The sequence below is a fragment of the Pseudomonas fitomaticsae genome (assembly GCF_021018765.1).
GTDB lineage: Bacteria > Pseudomonadota > Gammaproteobacteria > Pseudomonadales > Pseudomonadaceae > Aquipseudomonas > Aquipseudomonas fitomaticsae.
In genome coordinates this window covers 2,241,458-2,260,188 of sequence record NZ_CP075567.1, presented here as the reverse complement: position 1 = coordinate 2,260,188, position 18,731 = coordinate 2,241,458, and the positions used below count along the sequence as shown (strand labels likewise).

Annotated in this window: 15 protein-coding genes; 5 read left to right on the top strand and 10 right to left on the bottom strand. The window is 60.0% G+C overall.

The features are described 5' to 3' along the window. Positions 1 to 183 precede the first annotated feature (183 nt). The 4 genes from nirB to cobA are packed head-to-tail and all read left to right on the top strand — an operon-like array spanning position 184 to position 6,431. A complete protein-coding gene (gene nirB, locus KJY40_RS10300; protein ID WP_230736525.1) occupies positions 184 to 2,637 on the top strand; it encodes a nitrite reductase large subunit NirB in 2,454 nt (817 codons plus the stop codon). After that, positions 2,634 to 2,951 (top strand): nitrite reductase small subunit NirD, encoded by a 318-nt coding sequence (nirD, locus tag KJY40_RS10295; protein WP_007951992.1) that lies wholly within the window; start codon positions 2,634 to 2,636, stop codon positions 2,949 to 2,951. Before nirB ends, nirD begins: the two co-directional genes overlap by 4 nt. Continuing rightward, positions 2,951 to 5,665: a nitrate reductase gene (locus KJY40_RS10290; protein WP_230736523.1), complete on the top strand. Its 2,715-nt coding sequence runs from the start codon at positions 2,951 to 2,953 to the stop codon at positions 5,663 to 5,665. The genes nirD and KJY40_RS10290 overlap by 1 nt, the downstream gene beginning before the upstream one ends. A 13-nt stretch (positions 5,666 to 5,678) precedes the next feature. Then, positions 5,679 to 6,431 carry a uroporphyrinogen-III C-methyltransferase gene (gene cobA / locus KJY40_RS10285; protein WP_230736521.1) on the top strand — a complete coding sequence of 251 codons (753 nt, stop codon included), beginning with the start codon at positions 5,679 to 5,681 and terminating at the stop codon, positions 6,429 to 6,431. Between the two features lie 75 nt (positions 6,432 to 6,506). On the opposite strand, the gene KJY40_RS10280 is transcribed toward cobA, so the two are convergent. The 8 genes from KJY40_RS10280 to ppsA all read right to left on the bottom strand — a co-directional run bounded on the left by KJY40_RS10280 (position 6,507) and on the right by ppsA (position 14,670). Continuing rightward, a complete protein-coding gene (locus KJY40_RS10280) occupies positions 6,507 to 7,541 on the bottom strand; it encodes an OmpA family protein (RefSeq protein WP_007951988.1) in 1,035 nt (344 codons plus the stop codon). 107 nt (positions 7,542 to 7,648) lie between these two features. Continuing rightward, positions 7,649 to 8,239 carry an RNA polymerase sigma factor SigX gene (gene sigX / locus KJY40_RS10275; protein ID WP_011333251.1) on the bottom strand — a complete coding sequence of 197 codons (591 nt, stop codon included), beginning with the start codon at positions 8,237 to 8,239 and terminating at the stop codon, positions 7,649 to 7,651. 90 nt (positions 8,240 to 8,329) lie between these two features. Next, entirely contained in the window at positions 8,330 to 9,154 is an 825-nt protein-coding gene (locus KJY40_RS10270; RefSeq protein WP_007951987.1) for a mechanosensitive ion channel family protein, read from the bottom strand. A 2-nt stretch (positions 9,155 to 9,156) separates the two neighbouring features. Then, positions 9,157 to 9,405 (bottom strand): hypothetical protein, encoded by a 249-nt coding sequence (locus KJY40_RS10265; RefSeq protein WP_007951986.1) that lies wholly within the window; start codon positions 9,403 to 9,405, stop codon positions 9,157 to 9,159. A gap of 63 nt (positions 9,406 to 9,468) precedes the next feature. Then, positions 9,469 to 10,464, bottom strand: coding sequence for a zinc transporter ZntB (locus tag KJY40_RS10260; protein ID WP_230736519.1), 996 nt, complete (start codon positions 10,462 to 10,464; stop codon positions 9,469 to 9,471). Between the two features lie 24 nt (positions 10,465 to 10,488). Continuing rightward, the gene (rraA, locus tag KJY40_RS10255) at positions 10,489 to 10,980 is read right to left on the bottom strand and encodes a ribonuclease E activity regulator RraA (RefSeq protein WP_064594678.1); all 492 of its coding nucleotides are present in this window, start codon (positions 10,978 to 10,980) and stop codon (positions 10,489 to 10,491) included. A gap of 226 nt (positions 10,981 to 11,206) precedes the next feature. Further along, entirely contained in the window at positions 11,207 to 12,196 is a 990-nt protein-coding gene (locus tag KJY40_RS10250) for an alpha/beta fold hydrolase (protein WP_230736517.1), read from the bottom strand. Between the two features lie 98 nt (positions 12,197 to 12,294). Further along, a complete protein-coding gene (gene ppsA / locus KJY40_RS10245; RefSeq protein ID WP_085609043.1) occupies positions 12,295 to 14,670 on the bottom strand; it encodes a phosphoenolpyruvate synthase in 2,376 nt (791 codons plus the stop codon). Positions 14,671 to 14,844: 174 nt separating this feature from the next. Here ppsA and ppsR point away from each other — a divergent pair, with 174 nt between their 5' ends. Next, positions 14,845 to 15,663 (top strand): posphoenolpyruvate synthetase regulatory kinase/phosphorylase PpsR, encoded by an 819-nt coding sequence (gene ppsR / locus KJY40_RS10240; protein WP_007951980.1) that lies wholly within the window; start codon positions 14,845 to 14,847, stop codon positions 15,661 to 15,663. 133 nt (positions 15,664 to 15,796) lie between these two features. Here the strand turns inward: ppsR and prpD are convergent, their stop codons facing one another. After that, positions 15,797 to 17,281 (bottom strand): 2-methylcitrate dehydratase, encoded by a 1,485-nt coding sequence (prpD, locus tag KJY40_RS10235; RefSeq protein WP_230736515.1) that lies wholly within the window; start codon positions 17,279 to 17,281, stop codon positions 15,797 to 15,799. A 229-nt stretch (positions 17,282 to 17,510) separates the two neighbouring features. Continuing rightward, a complete protein-coding gene (gene prpF, locus KJY40_RS10230) occupies positions 17,511 to 18,701 on the bottom strand; it encodes a 2-methylaconitate cis-trans isomerase PrpF (RefSeq protein ID WP_230736513.1) in 1,191 nt (396 codons plus the stop codon). Positions 18,702 to 18,731: the final 30 nt, after the last annotated feature.

The window sequence follows — 18,731 nt, the reverse complement described above, 5'->3', positions numbered from 1 at the left end:
ACGTTTTCAACTGACATAAAGCCCGACCTTCAACGACGAAGGCCAGGCTTCCCGAGAGAACGGGACAAGGACAAAGGCGTCCTCGCTAGGTAACTGGCGGGACGCCTTTTTTGTTTGCGCCATTTTTGTCGAGCAAGGCCTGACTGCCCACAAGAGGCAAAACCGAAGCTTGCGGAGAACCTGATGAAAAAACTCAAACTGGTGATGATCGGCAATGGCATGGCCGGGGTTCGCACCCTGGAAGAATTGCTGAAACTGAGCAAAGAGCTGTACGACATCACGGTCTTCGGCGCCGAACCGCATACCAACTACAACCGCATCCTGCTGTCGCCGGTGCTGGCCGGCGAACAGACCTTCGAAGAAATCGTGCTCAACGACCTCGACTGGTACCTGGAAAACAACATCAAACTGCTGCTCAACCGCAAAGTGGTGGAGATCGACCGGGTCAAACGCCGGGTGATCGCCGAGGACGGCACCGAAGCCGAATACGATCGCCTGCTGATCGCCACCGGCTCGACCCCGTTCATCCTGCCGATCCCCGGCAACACCTTGCAGGGCGTGATCGGTTACCGCGACATCGCCGACACCCAGGCGATGATCGACACCGCAAAAACCCACAAGCACGCCGTGGTGATCGGCGGCGGCCTGCTGGGTCTCGAAGCCGCAAACGGCCTGATGCTGCGCGGCATGCACGTCACCGTGGTGCACCTCGGTGAATGGCTGCTGGAGCGGCAACTGGACAAGACCAGCGGCCAGCTCCTGCAAACCGCCCTCGAATCCCGTGGCCTGCACTTTCGCCTGTGCGAACAGACCCAGGCCCTGCACGACGCCGGCAACGGTCGGGTCGGCTCGGTGCAATTCAAGAACGGCGACATCATCCCCGCCGATCTGGTGGTCATGGCCGCCGGCATCCGCCCCAATACCGAACTGGCAGAAAAGGCCGGCATCCCGTGCAATCGCGGGATTCTGGTCAACGACACCCTGCAAACCTACGACCCGCGCATCTATGCCATCGGCGAATGCGCCAGCCACCGTGGCATTGCCTACGGCCTTGTCGCGCCGTTGTTCGAACAGGCCAAGGTCTGCGCCAACCACCTGGCCCAATTGGGTTTCGCCCGTTATCAGGGCTCGGTGACGTCGACCAAACTGAAGGTCACCGGCATCGACCTGTTTTCCGCCGGCGACTTCATGGGCGGCGAAGGCACCGAAACCATCACCCTCTCCGACCCGATCGGCGGGGTGTATAAAAAACTGGTGATCAAGGATGACGTGCTGGTTGGTGCCTGTCTGTACGGCGATACGGCAGATGGCGGTTGGTATTTCCGGCAGATTCGTGAGAATCACGCCATCGGCGAGATCCGCGATCACCTCATGTTCGGAGAAAACGCACTTGGCGACGTAGGACATCAGGGCCAGGACAAAGCCATGAGCATGGCCGACAACGCCGAAGTCTGCGGCTGCAACGGTGTGTGCAAGGGCACCATCGTCAAGGCGATTCAGGAACACGGGCTGTTCAGCGTCGACGAGGTGAAGAAACACACCAAGGCCGCCAGTTCCTGCGGCTCCTGCGCCGGGCTGGTCGAGCAGATTCTGATCAACACCGTCGGCGGCGCGGCGGACGTCAAACCGAAAAGCGAAAAAGCCATCTGCGGTTGCAGCGACTTCAATCACGGCCAGATCCGCCAGGCCATCCGCGAGCAGCACCTGCTGTCCATCGCCGGCACCATGAGCTACCTCAACTGGCGCACTCCGAACGGTTGCGCCACTTGCCGCCCGGCCCTCAACTACTACCTGATTTCCACCTGGCCCGGCGAGGCCAAGGACGATCCGCAGTCGCGCCTGATCAACGAACGGGCCCACGCCAACATTCAGAAGGACGGCACTTATTCTGTGGTGCCACGGATGTGGGGCGGCGTGACCAACCCGTCGGAACTGCGGCGAATCGCCGACGTGGCGGACAAATATCAGGTGCCGATGGTCAAGGTCACTGGTGGTCAGCGCATCGACCTGTTGGGGATCAAGAAACAGGATCTGCCTGGTGTGTGGAAAGACCTCGACATGCCGTCCGGCCACGCCTACGGCAAATCGATCCGCACCGTGAAAACCTGCGTCGGCAGCGAGTTTTGCCGCTTCGGCACACAGAATTCGACCCAGTTGGGCATCGACCTCGAACACGATCTGTTCAACATGTGGTCACCGCACAAAGTGAAACTGGCGGTCTCCGGATGCCCACGCAACTGTTCGGAAGCGGGGATCAAGGACGTAGGAATCATCGGTGTCGATTCCGGTTGGGAGATGTACATCGGTGGCAACGGCGGGATCAAGACCGAAGTCGCCGAGTTCTTCGTCAAGCTCAAGACCGCCGAGGAAGTGCGCGAATACAACGGAGCGTTCCTGCAGCTGTACCGCGAAGAAGCCTTCTACCTCGAACGCACCGTGCACTACCTGCAACGGGTCGGCATGGAGCACATCAAGAAAGCCGTGCTGGAAGATCCCGAGCGTCGCAAGGCCCTGAACGAGCGCCTGCAATTCTCCCTGTCGTTCGAACAGGACCCGTGGAAAGAGCGCCTCGCCCAGCCGCAACTGAAGAAAGAATTCGACGTGATCCCTGTGAAAAACCTGGAGGTGCCGGCATGAACTGGCTCGATATCTGTGCCTTGGAAGAGATCAACGCCCTCGGTTCGCGGATCATCGCCGGGCCCAAAGGTGACATTGCGATCTTTCGCACAAGCGACGACGAGGTTTTCGCACTCGATGATCGCTGCCCGCACAAGGGCGGCCCATTGTCCCAGGGACTGATCTACGGCAAACGCGTCGCCTGCCCGCTGCACAACTGGCAGATCGATCTGCAATCCGGCGAAGCCCAGGCACCGGACGTCGGCTGCGCGCACCATCACCCGGCCCGAGTCGAGAACGGCCGGGTGCAACTGGCCCTGCGGGACGCCGTCTGATGAACCGCCAGACGACCGCCTCGACCTGCTGCTATTGCGGGGTCGGCTGCGGCGTGCTGATCGAGCATGACGGCGAGCGCATCCTCGGCGTCAGCGGCGATCCGGCGCACCCGGCCAACCTCGGCAAACTGTGCAGCAAAGGCTCGACCCTGCACCTGACCGGTGATCTGGCGGCACGGGCGTTGTACCCGGAATTGCGCCTGGGCAAAGGCCTGGCCCGCAGTCGCTGCGACTGGGACACCGCGCTGGATCACGCCACCAACGTGTTCGCCGACACCATCGCCGAACACGGGCCGGACAGCGTGGCGTTCTACATCTCCGGGCAATTGCTGACCGAGGATTACTACGCCTTCAACAAACTGGCGCGGGCGCTGGTCGGCACCAATAACATCGACAGCAATTCGCGGCTGTGCATGTCTTCGGCGGTGGTCGGTTACAAACGCAGCCTCGGCGCCGACGCACCGCCGTGCAGCTACGAAGACCTGGAGTTGAGCGATTGCGTGGTGATCGTCGGCAGTAACATGGCCTACGCCCATCCGGTACTGTTTCGTCGTCTCGAAGAGGCAAAATCCCGCCGTCGGCAGATGAAAGTCATCGTCATCGACCCACGGCGCACCGACACCTGCGATCTGGCCGACCTGCACCTGGCGATTCTGCCGGGCACCGATGTCGCGTTGTTCCATGGGATTTTGCATCTGCTGTTGTGGGAAGACTGGATCGACCGCGACTTCATCAAGGCGCACACCGACGGCCTCGCCGAGCTGAAAAGTCTGGTGCGCGATTACACCCCGGCCATGGTGTCGCAGCTGTGCGGAATCAGTGTCGAGCAGTTGCAGCAATGCGCCGAATGGATCGGCACCGCGCCGAGTTTTCTGTCGCTGTGGTGCATGGGCCTGAACCAGTCCACCGCTGGCAGCGCGAAAAACAGCGCGCTGATCAATCTGCACCTGGCCACCGGGCAAATCGGCCGGCCGGGTGCGGGACCTTTCTCCCTGACCGGTCAGCCGAATGCCATGGGCGGACGGGAAACCGGCAGCCTTTCCAATCTGTTGCCCGGGCATCGTGAAGTGGCCAATCCGGAGCACCGCGCCGAAGTGGCAGCATATTGGGGTGTGGATAAGCTGCCGGAAAACACCGGGCTCAGCGCCATCGAACTGTTTGAGCAAGTGCGCAGCGGCAAGATCAAGGCGTTGTGGATTGCCTGCACCAACCCCGCACAATCCATGCCGGATCAGAACGCCGTGCGCGCCGCGCTGGAAGCCTGTCCGTTCGTGGTGTTGCAGGAGGCATTTCGCACCACTGAAACTGCAGCGTTTGCTGATCTGCTGTTGCCGGCGGCCAGTTGGGGCGAGAAGGAAGGCTCGGTGACCAACTCCGAGCGGCGGATTTCCCACGTTCGCAAAGCCATTGCCGCACCGGGGGAAGCGCGACCGGACTGGGCAATCACAGTGGATTTCGCACAACGCCTGGAGAAACGTCTGCGTCCGCAGCAGCCCGGTCTGTTTGCTTTCGAACAACCGGCGCAGCTGTTTGACGAGTACAAACAACTGACCCGGGGGCGCGATCTGGATTTGTCCGGGATCAGCCACGAATTGATTGATGCGCTGGGGCCCCAGCAATGGCCCTTCCCCGCGGGTGCCCGCCAGGGAACAGCCCGGCTGTATGGCAATGGGATCTTTCCTACGCCGAACGGTCGCGCGCAATTCGTTGCCGATCCCTATCGCGCCGCCAAGGAACAACGCGACGCACGCTTTCCCCTGACCCTGATCACCGGCCGCCTGCGTGATCAATGGCACGGTATGAGCCGCACCGGTACAGCCGCGCAGTTGTTCGGTCATGTCAGCGAAGCGGTGTTGAGCCTGCATCCTGACGAGTTGCGCCGCCACCGCTTGCAGCCGGGGGATCTGGTGAACCTGAAAAGTCGTCGAGGCGCGGTGATAGTCGCGGTCGCCAGCGATGACGGAGTGCGTCCGGGCCAGGCGTTCCTGCCGATGCACTGGGGTGACCGTTTCCTCAAGGGCGGCGTGAACAGCCTGACCCTGCCCACCTTCGATCCTTTATCGAAACAGCCGGAACTCAAGCATAGCGGCGTGCGGCTGGAGCCGGTGGATTTGCCATGGCAACTGTTCGCACTGATCGAGGGCGATGTTCAACGGCATTTCGAGGCGCTTCGACCGCTCTGTGAGGGGTTTTCCTACGCAAGTCTCAGCCTTGTCGGACGTGAACGGCCTGCGCTGCTGATACGCGCAGCCAGCGCTGTGGCGCCAGACCCGCAATTGCTGCGTGACATCGACCAGTGCCTGGCCCTGATCGACGGGCCGGTGCTGGCTTATGACGATCCTCGCCGCGCCATTGGTAAACGGGTGCGCATCGAAAACGGGCGAATCACCGCGATCCGTCTGGCCGGCGAAACCCTCGCTCAGCACTGGTTGCAAGGCCTGTGGCTGGAGGGCCGCGCCGACGAACAACTGCGGCGCTGGCTGCTGGCACCGATGAGTGCACCACCGGGCAACGCCGGCGCGCAGGTTATGGCGGACAAGACCCTGTGCAACTGCAAGAACGTCAGCCACAGCGCGGTCTGCGCCGGTATCCGTGAAGGTCTTGATCTGCAGGGTTTGAAAAATACATTGGGATGCGGCACGCAATGCGGCTCCTGCGTCCCGGAAATCAAGCGTTTGCTGGCCGCCGAAGTGCGTCCGGTCGCCGTCATCTGAAGAGGAAAACACCATGAACGCGAAAGTCTGGCTGGTGGGCGCGGGTCCCGGTGATCCTGAATTGCTGACGTTAAAAGCGGTGCGTGCGTTGCGCGAAGCCGAAGTGGTGCTGATTGACGATCTGGTCAATGACGCGGTACTTGAGCACTGCCCTGCTGCACGGATCATTGCCGTCGGCAAACGCGGTGGCTGCCGCTCGACGCCCCAGGCGTTCATCCATCGGTTGATGCTGCGTTACGCCCTTCAGGGCAAATGCGTAGTGCGGCTCAAGGGCGGCGATCCGTGCATTTTCGGGCGTGGGGGTGAGGAAGCGCAGTGGTTACGCGAGCGCGGGGTCGAGGTGGAACTGGTCAATGGCATCACCGCCGGACTGGCCGGCGCGACCCAGTGTGATATTCCGCTGACGTTGCGCGGCGTGGCCCGGGGCGTGACGCTGGTTACGGCTCATACCCAGGACGACAGCCAGTTGAACTGGCGGGCCCTGGCCCAAGGCGGGACAACGCTGGTGATTTACATGGGAGTGGCGAAGCTCGGCGAGATTCGCGAACAGCTGTTGGCAGGCGGTATGGCATCGGATACGCCAGTGGCGATGATCGAGAATGCTTCATTGCCAGAACAACGCGAATGCCGCAGTGATCTGACAGCGATGGAAGACGATGCTCTTGGTTTCCAGCTCAAGAGTCCTGCGATTCTGGTCATAGGCACCGTCGCAGCGGCTGCAACCCAGGTCGATACGATTGGCTGGGCAGCGGATCGTCTGGCCTGACAATCTCTGGTTTCACCAAATCGCAGGCAAAGAAAAGCCCGGCCTGAGCCGGGCTTTTCTCGCAGCGGCAGCTAATTACTTAGCTTGAGCTTCAACCTGCGCTTCTACGCGACGGTTAACAGCACGGCCAGCGTCAGTTTTGTTGTCAGCAACTGGGCGGGTTTCGCCGTAGCCAACAGACTGAACGCGGGACGATTCAACACCGTACTGGTTGGTCAGAACTTGCTTGACGGCGTTTGCACGACGCTCGGACAGTTTCTGGTTGTAAGCGTCAGGACCGACGTTGTCAGTGTGACCTTCAACAGTAGTGGTGGTGGATGGGTACTGCTTCATGAAGTCAGCCAGGTTTTTGATGTCGCCGTAGCTGTTTGGCTTCACAACCGACTTGTCGAAGTCGAACTTGACGTCCAGCTCTACACGAACAACTTCAGCAACTGCCGGGCAGCCATCAGCGTCAACAGTTACGTTGGCTGGGGTGTCTGGGCACTTGTCAACGTTGTCGCAAACGCCGTCGTTGTCGCTGTCGGAGCAGACTTCAGCCGGAGCTGGAACTGGAGCAGCAGCAGGCTTGGAGCCGCCACCGAAGTTCACACCGATACCGACGCTAGGAGCCCACTCGGTGTCGCCCTGGTCGATGTTGTACTGAGCTTCAACGCCAGCACGGGCGTAGAAGTTGTCGGTGAAGTACAGCTTGGCACCAGCGCCCAGGTTGGCGAAGGTGGAACGGTTACGACCGTTCGAGCCGTTCTGGTCGATGCTCTGGTCGGAGAAACCGGCCGAGACGTATGGACGCAGCATGTCGCCTGGGTTGTTGAAGTGGTACAGAGCGTCCAGAGCGGTGTTGGCGCCCTTGACGTTCTTGCCATCGTCGGCACGCACGTTGTGCACTTCGTCGTAGCCCAGACGCAGTTCAACGTCGTCGGTCAGGAAGTAACCGATCGAACCGCCGAACAGGTTGCCGTTGTTCTTGAAGTTACGAGCGCTGTCGAATTGTTCTTTCTTTGCGAAGCCTTCGATTTCAACTGCGCCTTGGCCTTGTGCCAGAGCGCCGAAAGAAGTGGCGGCAATCAAAGAACCAATGGCCAAGCCCAAGGTGTTTTTCAGTTTCATCCGTTAAATCCCCATCTGGTGATTGTGAAGCAGTCCCGCAAACCGGGGGACAACTCGGCGGCAAGTCTATCAGAACTTGCCTACACGTAAGAGATATTTGCGCCGAACTAAGTTTCAGCAATGCCTGCAAATTTCTCACGCAATTTATCAAGAGCGCGTTTGTAACGCATTTTTGTCGCACTCAAACCCATGTGCATGATGTCTGCGATCTCCTGAAACTCCAGCTCTGCGACAAATCGTAGCACCAGAATTTCCCGGTCAATCGGGTTCACATACACCAGCCAGCGATCCAGTCCGCCCTTCTCCTCGGGTTTCGGCGCCTTTTCTTCGGACGCTTCCTCGAGGGGGTCAAGACTCAGTGCGTCCATCAAGCGACGCTTTCGCCGTTCCTTCCGATACTGTGTGATGCATTCGTTGTACGTGATGCTATATAGCCATGTCTTGAACTTCGATTTCCCCTCGAAGTTCTTCAGGCCGTACAGCACCTTCAACATCACCTCCTGACAGACATCGTCCGCGTCGCGATCGTTCCCGAGATATCGCGCACAAACGTTAAATAATGTCCGCTGGTAACGCCGCATCAATTCTTCATACGCGCGCGTCACGTGAAAAAGCTCGGTATGCGAGCGCGCGACCAACTCCTCATCAGAGAGCTCGCGGGGGTCGTAGCGCGTGGATAGCGTTTGGGCTTTATTCAAAACAAGTCGTGCCGACAGTCAGGTCAATGTCCACCGCAGCCAGCGACAGCTGGCATTTTGCGGCGGCATACATTAGCAGGGTTTGCCGGGTTAGCGGCTACTCACATGCTGCTCCAGCAGGATCCGATTGGAGAGAGAGACTAGCTCACCCTCATCGGTCAGCAATGTGGTCTTAACCGTGCCGATCTCTTCGATCTGGCCTTCGACCTCGCCAATACGCACTTGTTGCCCAACCTGATACAACTCACGCACATAGATTCCCGCAAGAATCTGACCGGCAATTTCCCGGCTTCCCAAACCCATGGCCAGCGCAACCGCCAGACCAACGGTAATCAATACAATGACGATCACATGGTTCAGCAGGTCGGTCTTGACCTCCAGCTGACTGATCGCGACCGAAATGCTGATGATGATCACCAGGCCCTGGGCAATTCGCCCAAGTCCTGAAGCGTAGTCCAGGCCTACGCCTTCTGCCGCCCCGCGAACCAGGCCATTGGCCAGTTGCGCGAGCAGGACACCCACCAGCAACACCAGCGCGGCACCGAACACTTTCGGCAAATACAGCGCCAGCATGTCAAGCGTAGCTGAAACTCGCTCAAGTCCAAGTGATTCTGCTGCCGAAACCAGGAAAATCAGCAGAACGAACCAATAGACGATCTTGCCGATCAGGGTCGAGATCGGCACTTGCAGCCCCGCGCGGGACATCAATTTGGTCAGGCCGGTGCCGCCCATCAGGCGATCGAGGCCCAGTTTGGCCAGCAGTTTGGACAGCAAGGTATCCAGCAGCTTGGCCACGACAAAACCCAACAACAACACAACCAGTGCGCCGAACAGGTTCGGAATGAAGTTAGCGACTTTGGTCCACAACGCAGTCATTGCAGTGACGAGGCTCTGAGTCCAGAGATCAAGTTCCATATTCAATCAGCCTTATCAGCAGTGCGAGCGGTAGGTTTACGGAGACGGGAGACCGGCGCGACATGGGCCGAGCCGTTATTCAGGGCGATCATCAGCGCGGGCAGCCAGCGGCCCAGCAGGCTGAACAGATCGCCGGCGCCCACCTGGCGGTTGGCGGTTTTGAGTACGCGGCCCAGACAGGCATCGTCGTCGCGGCTGGACGGCGAGGCGTTGAGCATGTCGCGCAAAGACTGTTCAAACGGATCGTGCATACGCACCTCTCGTGATGTCTGTGAAAGACGCGGGCAAATTTGGTCGGGTCACATGGCGCATCGTCATACCCAGCGCAAACGGCGGAACAACCACCATTGTCCGAACGCCAGGGCAAGCACCGTCAGGCAGGCAATCAGGAAACCATAAGGGCTGCTCGCGAACGGAATGCCGCCGACATTTATACCCAGCAGACCGGTCAGAAAACTCATTGGCAAAAAGATGCAGGTGATGATCCCGAAGCGATACATCGTGCGATTCATTCGCACGCTCAAGCGCCGGTCTTCGGCCTCCAGCACAAGCCCCACGCGCTCTCGGGTCAATTCGAGCTCTTCGAGATAACGGGTCAGGCTGTTGTTCAATTCGTTCCAGTAGTCGGCATCGTCATCGACGAACCACGGCAGTTTTATCCGCGTCAGCTGTCCGAAAATATCCCGCTGCGGTGCCAGAAAACGCTTCAGTCCGGCAGCCCGGCGACGGATGTGCAAAATGGCACCATGCTCGGGGGTATACCGTTCGTCGGCATCCAGTTTTTCTTCCTCTTCATCGACCACTTCGGAGAGGCAAGTCACCAGATCCTGCACCTTGTTGGTGAGGAATTGCGCCAGATAAAGCATCAGTTCGGACGAGGTTTTCGGCCCCTTGCCCTCGCCCAGCATCACCAGCAACTCGTCGGTGGCGCGCAACGGACGCAAACGCAGGGAAATCACCCGCTGGGCCGAGGCGAAGATTCGCACCGACACCATGTCTTCCGGCTCGGCGCCGGGGTTGAGATTGACCCCGCGCAAAAACAGCAGCAGCTCGGAATCCGGCAGCGGCAACAGGCGTGGACGAGTGTTTTCTTCCAGCAGCAGGTCGCAGGCGAATTCGTTGAGCCCACTGGATTTGCGCAGCCAGGTCTGGGTCTGCGGGTGACTGCGATCCCAATGCAACCACAGGCTTTCATGGGCCTGCAGCTGCAAATCGTCGAGATCAGTCCGGGCTATCGAACGCGCACCGCCTTTACCGTCCAGCACCAGGGCATGCACCAGCCCCCATTGCGCGTTTTCTTCCTCGAACATCCTCACCCCTGTGGTTACCGCGATTTATTCAGGCATCTTCAGCGGACTTGGCGAGATGATCACGCCATTGTTGTCCGCGTAAATGTACTGGCCGGGATGGAAAGTGACACCCGCAAACGTCACCGGTACGTTGAGGTCACCGAGACCACGTTTCTCAGTCTTTTTCGGGTGGCTGGCCAACGCCTGAACACCAAGATCGGTCTGGGCAATGACGTCGACGTCCCGAATGCAGCCGTAGATGACCAGCCCTTCCCAACCGTTTTTCGAGGCTTTCTCGGCGATCATGTCGCCCAGCAGCGCGCAGCGCAGAGAACCACCGCCATCGACCACCAGCACCTTGCCGTTACCCTTGAGTTCCGCTTGTTCCTTGACCAACGAGTTGTCTTCGAAGCACTTGATGGTCACGATCTCGCCGCCGAACGAATCACGGCCGCCGAAATTGCTGAACATCGGTTCCAGCACCTGCACCAGCTCCGGATAGGCGTCGCACAGGTCAGGCGTAAGGTAATGGTTCATCGAATAACTCCTGTAACAAGGAAGACGATCAAGGATGTCGCACTCTTTTGAAACGAGTTCCGGCGGTCGCTGTTTACCTTAGCCCATGCCATGGTCGCTGAACGAACCTGAACACAAGCTGAAACGTAATAGCGAAACAGTCACCAAATATGACCAGAACCGTCCAATGCGTCATATCTTAGCCGCAAGCCGAGTCGAACGAAATGCCCTTTTCAGGGCGCCGTGCTCACACCGCTGCCGCCAGATCCGGCTTCTCGCCGAGCAACGGCGTGTGCTGATCCGCCAGCCAACGCGCCACCAGCGGCCAGACCTCAGCCTGCGCCGCCTTGCTGACCAGCATTTCGACATGGCCGAACTGATCGTTGAAACCCTGCTCACGGCCCAGGTTGATGAACTGCTTGTGCTCGGAACCGATCTGCTCGAACAGCTTCTCGCACGCCCAGGCCGGATCCTGATGATCCCCCGCCGCACTCACCGCCAGCACCGGCACCTGCACATCGGCAAGGCCCGCCCACCAATCCTTGTCCTTGTCGCCGAAACGACCGAACAGCCCGTACCAGCGCATGCTTTCCAGCGCCAGGCCGATCGGTTCGTCTTCCGGGCCGCGCTTGAGCCGCGAGCCGGACAACTGGGCAAAACGCTTGAGAATGAAGCGCCCGCTCCACTCCACCGGCGGAATCTTCAGCGGCCAGTACGTACGGCTGACCTGGGTGCCGAAAAACGCCGCCGACGCCACCGCCGGCTCCCCCAGGTATTCGCCGCCCAGTGCGGCCGCCAACGTGATGCCACCCAGCGAGTGGCCGATCCAGTGCGGAATCTGCCCGCTCTGCTCACGCACGAACGCGGCGATGGCCGGCAGATCGTAACGGGCATAGTCGGCGACGCGGTTACGGCGGTAGTCCTCGTTGCGCTGGGACAGACCGTGACCGCGCATTTCCGGGATCCACACATCGAAGCCCAGCCGCGTCAGATACGCACCCAGGCCCAGGCCCTTCGGCGAAAACCAGAAGCGCCGGTTGGAAAAACTGCCGTGCAGCAAGATCACCGGCACGCCGCGCGACGCCGGCTCATCCGCCATGCCGAGACGGGTCACCGCGATTTCCACGGACCAGTCAGGGCTGTTGCCCGGTTTCAAACGGTAAACGTCTTCGCTCAGATCACCGCGTCGTTCGGCGCTGATCAGGGCGACGGGAAAAAGGTTGCTGCTGCTTTGCATAATGCTCTTGCACAAAAAAGGGCGGCATCCGGAGAGCTCGCCCTACTTCAATCTTAAAGCCCCGACCCGGTTCAACGGGCCGAGGCTTCATTCACGGCTTATTCCGCCGCCTGGCCTTCGGCAAGGAAGAACCAGGTTTCCAGCACGGTGTCCGGGTTCAGCGACACACTTTCGATGCCCTGCTCCATCAGCCACTTGGCCAGGTCCGGGTGGTCCGAAGGACCCTGACCACAGATGCCGATGTACTTGCCAGCCTTGTTGCACGCGGCAATCGCGTTGGCCAGCAGCTTCTTGACCGCCGGATTACGCTCGTCGAACAGGTGCGCGATGATCCCGGAGTCACGATCCAGACCCAGTGTCAGCTGAGTCAGGTCGTTGGAGCCGATCGAGAAACCGTCGAAGAATTCGAGGAATTCTTCAGCCAGGATCGCGTTGGATGGCAGTTCGCACATCATGATCACGCGCAGACCGTTGTCGCCACGGGCCAGGCCGTTTTCGGCGAGCAGATCCACCACCTGGCTGGCTTCGCCGAGGGTACGGACGAACGGCACCATGATTTCGACGTTGGTCAGGCCCATCTCGTTGCGCACGCGTTTCAGCGCACGGCACTCGAGTTCGAAGCAGTCACGGAACGATTCGCTGATGTAACGCGAAGCGCCACGGAAGCCCAGCATCGGGTTTTCTTCTTCCGGCTCGTAGAGTTTGCCGCCGATCAGGTTGGCGTATTCGTTGGACTTGAAGTCCGACAGACGCACGATGACCTTCTTCGGTGCGAACGCAGCGGCCAGGGTGCTGATGCCTTCAACCAGTTTCTCGACATAGAAGCCGACCGGATCGTCGTAACCGGCGATGCGCTTGTCGACGCTTTCCTTGATGTCCTGTGGCAGGCCGTCGTAGTTCAACAGCGCTTTCGGATGCACGCCGATCATGCGGTTGATGATGAATTCCAGACGGGCCAGGCCCACACCGGCGTTCGGCAGCTGCGCGAAGTCAAAGGCGCGGTCCGGGTTGCCGACGTTCATCATGATCTTGAACGGCAGCTCCGGCATGGCGTCGACGGAGTTCTTCTTGATGTCGAAGCCCAGTTCGCCTTCGAAGATGTAACCGGTGTCGCCTTCGGCGCAGGACACGGTCACGCCCTGGCCATCCTTCAGCAGTTGGGTGGCGTTGCCGCAACCGACGACTGCCGGAATACCCAGCTCACGGGCGATGATTGCCGCGTGGCAGGTACGGCCACCACGGTTGGTGACGATGGCGCTGGCGCGCTTCATCACCGGTTCCCAGTCCGGGTCGGTCATGTCGGAGACCAGCACGTCGCCCGGCTGGACCTTGTCCATCTCGGAGACGTCCTTGATGATCCGCACCTTGCCGGCGCCGATGCGCTGGCCGATGGCACGGCCTTCCACCAGCACGGTGCCGGTTTCTTTCAACAGGTAACGTTCCATGACGTTGGCCTGGGTGCGGCTTTTCACGGTTTCCGGACGGGCCTGCACGATGTACAGCTTGCCGTCGTCACCATCCTTGGCCCACTCGATGTCCATCGGGCAGCCGTAGTGCTTCTCGATGATCATCGCCTGCTTGGCCAGCTCGCTGACTTCAGCGTCGGTCAGGCAGAAACGCGCGCGCTCGGCCTTGTCGACATCAACGGTTTTCACGGAACGACCGGCCTTGGCCTCGTCGCCGTAGATCATCTTGATGGCCTTGCTGCCCAGGTTGCGGCGCAGGATCGCCGGACGACCGGCTGCCAGCGTGCCCTTGTGGACATAGAATTCGTCCGGGTTCACCGCGCCTTGAACAACGGTTTCGCCCAGGCCGTAGGCGCCGGTGATGAACACCACGTCACGGAAACCGGATTCGGTATCGAGGGTGAACATCACGCCGGCGGTGCCGGTTTCCGAACGCACCATGCGCTGCACACCGGCCGACAGGGCGACCAGTTTATGGTCGAAGCCCTGGTGGACACGGTAGGAAATGGCACGGTCGTTGAACAGGGAAGCGAACACTTCCTTGGCCGCGCGGATGACGTTTTCCACGCCACGGATGTTCAGGAAGGTTTCCTGCTGACCGGCGAACGAAGCGTCCGGCAAGTCTTCGGCGGTGGCGGAGGAACGCACGGCCACGGCCACGTCAGGGTTACCGGCCGACAGCGCAGCGAACGCGGTGCGGATCTCGGTGTTCAGTTTTTCAGGGAATTCGGCTTCCATGATCCATTGGCGGATCTGGGCGCCGGTCTTGGCCAGGGCATTGACGTCATCGACGTCCAGCGCATCGAGGGCCTTGTGGATCTGATCGTTCAGACCGCTCAGTTCCAGGAAGTCGCGATAGGCTTGCGCCGTGGTGGCGAAGCCGCCGGGGACCGAAACACCGGCACCGGCCAGGTTACTGATCATCTCGCCCAGGGATGCGTTCTTGCCCCCCACATGCTCAACATCGTGTTTGCCGAGCTTATCGAGGGAAACTACGTACTCTACCAAGGTGATCTCTCCACTAACTGTGTTGGAAAAGCTCAGAAACCGGCGGCTCGGGGGAGCGTTGGCCGGCTGTATGGCCTGGACCTGGAAAATAAGTGAGAATGCGGGCCAATGGCGGCCGGCAAATCGCGCCTATCATATCCAAGATTCGTCACTAGCTTAAGGCCCAAGGTGCAAATGAAACGATCTGCTTTCTTTATCTCCGATGGCACCGGCATCACCGCCGAAACCCTGGGTCAAAGCCTTCTGGCGCAGTTCGAAAACATTACCTTCAGCAAATTCACGCGGCCGTACATCGACAGCGTTGAAAAAGCGCGGGCCATGGTACAACAAATCAACAAAGCCGCTGAAACCGACGGTTTCCGGCCGATCATCTTCGACACCATCGTCAATCAGGACATTCGTGAGATTCTCGCAACCTCCAATGGTTTCATGATCGACATCTTCTCGACGTTCCTCGCCCCGCTCGAACAGGAACTGACCGAGCATTCTTCCTACACCGTCGGCAAGTCCCACTCCATCGGTCACAACTCCAATTACATGGAGCGGATCGAGGCGGTGAACTTCGCCCTCGACAACGATGACGGCGCCCGCACGCACTATTACGACAAGGCCGACCTGATACTAGTGGGCGTGTCGCGTTGTGGTAAGACGCCGACGTGCCTGTACATGGCGATGCAGTTCGGCATCCGCGCGGCCAACTACCCGCTGACCGAAGACGACATGGAACGCCTGCAATTGCCGGCCGCCCTGCGCGCCCACCAGCACAAGCTGTTCGGCCTGACCATCGACCCGGACCGCCTCACCGCGATCCGCAACGAACGCAAGCCCAACAGCCGCTATTCGAGCTACGCCCAGTGCGAGTTCGAAGTGCGCGAGGTGGAAAACCTGTTCCGCCGCGAGAACATCCCGAACATCAACTCCACGCATTTCTCGGTAGAAGAAATTTCCGCGAAGATCCTCGTGGAAAAAGGCGTGGAGCGGCGCTTCAAATAGATTTGTAGCACCCTTGCAGCCGCCATCGCTGGCAAGCCAGCTCCCACAGGGTTTGTGGTGTACGCAGATTTTGCATTCACAACAAAACCCTGTGGGAGCGTGGCTTGCCCGCGAAGAACGATAACGCGGACTCTCAGATAACAAACAAATCGACAAACCGGTTCACCGGCGTGGCTTCAAGCCGCGCCTGATCCTTGCACAGCGCAAGAATCTCCCCGCAGCGCTGCCCGGTGAAACGGGTGGCCAGATTTGCCCTGAACTTGTCCTCCAGCAATGGAATGCCCTCGGCCCGGCGCCGGCGATGCCCGATCGGGTATTCCACCACCACGTTTTCCGTGCTCGAACCGTCCTTGAAGAACACCTGCACCGCGTTGGCAATCGAGCGCTTGTCGGCCTCCAGGTATTCGCGGGTGAACCGCGGATCTTCGACGATGACCATTTTCTCGCGCAGCACATCGATGATCGGATGGGCCTTGTGGAAATCGTCTTCGTACTGCTCGGCCACCAGATTGCCGAACGTCAGCGGCACGGCGGTCATGTACTGGAGGCAGTGATCGCGGTCGGCGGCGTTGGCCAGCGGCCCGACCTTGGAAATGATGCGGATCGCCGATTCGTGGGTGGTGATGACGATCCGGTCGATCTCATGCAGACGGTTGCGCACCTGCGGATGCAAGGTCACGGCCGCTTCGCAGGCAGTTTGTGCGTGGAACTCTGCCGGGAAACTGATCTTGAACAGCACGTTTTCCATCACATAACTGCCGAACGGCCGCGAGAAGCTGAAGGCGCGTTTGTCTTCGGGCTTGAGCGCGAGATCGTTGTTGGTGTGGCTGAACAACACGTCGTAAAAGCCCCACTGCTTGGCACTCAAGACGCCGGGGATCCCCATTTCGCCGCGCATCGCGATATCCGCCAGCCGCACGCCCCGGCTCGATGCATCCCCTGCCGCCCAGGACTTGCGCGAACCGGCGTTCGGCGCATGCCGGTACGTACGCAATGCCTGACCGTCGGCAAACGCGTGGGACAACGCCGACAACAGCTGCTCACGGTTGGCGCCCATCAGTTTGGCGGTCACGGCAGTCGAGGCGACTTTCACCAGAATGACGTGGTCGAGTCCTACGCGATTGAACGAGTTTTCCAGCGCGATCACGCCCTGGATTTCGTGGGCCATGATCATGGCTTCGAGTACATCGCGCACGGTCAGCGGCGCTTCACCATTGGCCAGACGCTTTTGCGACAGGTGATCGGCCACCGCGAGAATTCCGCCGAGGTTGTCCGACGGATGCCCCCATTCGGCGGCGAGCCAGGTGTCGTTGTAATCGAGCCAGCGCACGATGCAGCCGATGTCCCACGCGGCTTTGACCGGGTCGAGGCGATAGGAGGTGCCAGGAACTCGCGCGCCGAATGGGACGACGGTGCCTTCGACGATGGGGCCGAGGTGTTTGGTGCATTCGGGGAAACGCAAGGCCAGCAGGCCGCAGCCGAGGGTGTCCATCAGGCAGTTGCGGGCGGTGTCGAGGGCTTCGGTGGATTCGATTTTGTAAGTGAGGACATAATCGGCGATGTCCTGCAGGACACGGTCGTAGTCGGGGCGGTTGTTCAGGTCGACGTTGGCGCTCATGTTCGATTCACTCTTGAAAGTGGTTCGTTGATGGGACCTCGGTTCAGGCTGAGTCTTGGTTTTAAACCATTCTTATTGTTGAAATACAGAACCTGTGGGAGCGGCGGTGCGACGATTCGACTTGCCCGCGAATGGGCCGGCATATCCAACGTTGATGTTGCCTGATACACCGCTTTCGTCGGATCGCCGCCCGGAGCAAGCCCGCTCCCACATTTGGATCTGTGTTACGTCAGAAAGAATCTCCGGGGATGCGCACGTAGCCCTCCATCAGAACCCGCGCACTGCGGCTCATGATCGCTTTCTTCACGACCCACTCACCATTTTCCAGGCTAGCTTCTGCGCCAACACGCAACGTCCCGGACGGATGCCCGAACCGCACTGCATTGCGCTCAACACCACCCGCCGCCAGATTCACCAAGGTTCCCGAGATGGCTGCCGCGGTGCCTATCGCCACCGCCGCCGTCCCCATCATCGCGTGGTGCAACTTGCCCATCGACAGCGCCCGCACCAGCAAATCCACATCCCCGGCGCCAATGGCTTTGCCACTGGACGCGACGTAATCCGCAGGTTTGGCGACGAAGGCCACTTTCGGTGTGTGCTGACGCTTGGCCGCTTCATCCAGACTGGAAATCAGCCCCATGCGCAAAGCACCGTAGGCGCGGATGGTCTCGAACATCTGCAACGCTTTCGGATCGCTGTTGATCGCGCTCTGCAGTTCGGTGCCGGTGTAACCGATGTCTTCGGCGTTGACGAAGATCGTCGGAATACCTGCGTTGATCATGGTCGCCTTGAACGTGCCGACGCCCGGCACTTCCAGCTCGTCGATCAGGTTGCCGGTGGGGAACATCGAGCCACCGCCGCCCTCTTCTTCCGCCGCCGGGTCCATGAATTCGACCTGGACTTCGGCGGCCGGGAAGGTCACGCCGTCGAGTTCGAAATCACCGGTTTCCTGGACTTCGCCGTTGGTGATCGGCACGTGGGCAATGATGGTCTTGCCGATGTTGGCCTGCCACACGCGAACCACCGCCACGCCGTTGTGCGGAATGCGGCTGGCGTCCACCAGACCGTTGCTGATGGCGAACGAACCGACCGCCGCCGACAGGTTGCCGCAGTTGCCGCTCCAGTCCACGAACGGCTTGTCGATGGACACCTGACCGAACAGATAATCGACGTCGTGATCGGCCTTGATGCTTTTCGACAGGATCACGGTTTTGCTGGTGCTGGACGTGGCGCCGCCCATGCCATCGATCTGCTTGTCGTACGGGTCGGGGCTGCCGATTACCCGCAGCAGCAGCGCATCGCGGGTCGGGCCCGGAATCTGCGCCGCTTCGGGCAGATCCTTGAGGCTGAAAAACACGCCTTTGCTGGTGCCGCCACGCATGTAGGTGGCGGGGATTTTTATTTGCGGTGCGTGAGCCATGGTGCTCCTTAACGAAGGCATGGGACTTGA

Bases quoted from the DNA above. Each gene is read 5' to 3' on its own strand.
- KJY40_RS10250 (WP_230736517.1), bottom strand. From the start codon at position 12,196: ATGCAAAGCAGCAGCAACCTTTTTCCCGTCGCCCTGATCAGCGCCGAA.
- nirB (WP_230736525.1), top strand. From the start codon at position 184: ATGAAAAAACTCAAACTGGTGATGATCGGCAATGGCATGGCCGGGGTT.
- KJY40_RS10270 (WP_007951987.1), bottom strand. From the start codon at position 9,154: ATGGAACTTGATCTCTGGACTCAGAGCCTCGTCACTGCAATGACTGCG.
- KJY40_RS10260 (WP_230736519.1), bottom strand. From the start codon at position 10,464: ATGTTCGAGGAAGAAAACGCGCAATGGGGGCTGGTGCATGCCCTGGTG.
- prpD (WP_230736515.1), bottom strand. From the start codon at position 17,281: ATGAGCGCCAACGTCGACCTGAACAACCGCCCCGACTACGACCGTGTC.
- KJY40_RS10290 (WP_230736523.1), top strand. From the start codon at position 2,951: ATGAACCGCCAGACGACCGCCTCGACCTGCTGCTATTGCGGGGTCGGC.
- KJY40_RS10265 (WP_007951986.1), bottom strand. From the start codon at position 9,405: ATGCACGATCCGTTTGAACAGTCTTTGCGCGACATGCTCAACGCCTCG.
- KJY40_RS10280 (WP_007951988.1), bottom strand. From the start codon at position 7,541: ATGAAACTGAAAAACACCTTGGGCTTGGCCATTGGTTCTTTGATTGCC.
- prpF (WP_230736513.1), bottom strand. From the start codon at position 18,701: ATGGCTCACGCACCGCAAATAAAAATCCCCGCCACCTACATGCGTGGC.
- cobA (WP_230736521.1), top strand. From the start codon at position 5,679: ATGAACGCGAAAGTCTGGCTGGTGGGCGCGGGTCCCGGTGATCCTGAA.
- nirD (WP_007951992.1), top strand. From the start codon at position 2,634: ATGAACTGGCTCGATATCTGTGCCTTGGAAGAGATCAACGCCCTCGGT.
- ppsR (WP_007951980.1), top strand. From the start codon at position 14,845: ATGAAACGATCTGCTTTCTTTATCTCCGATGGCACCGGCATCACCGCC.
- rraA (WP_064594678.1), bottom strand. From the start codon at position 10,980: ATGAACCATTACCTTACGCCTGACCTGTGCGACGCCTATCCGGAGCTG.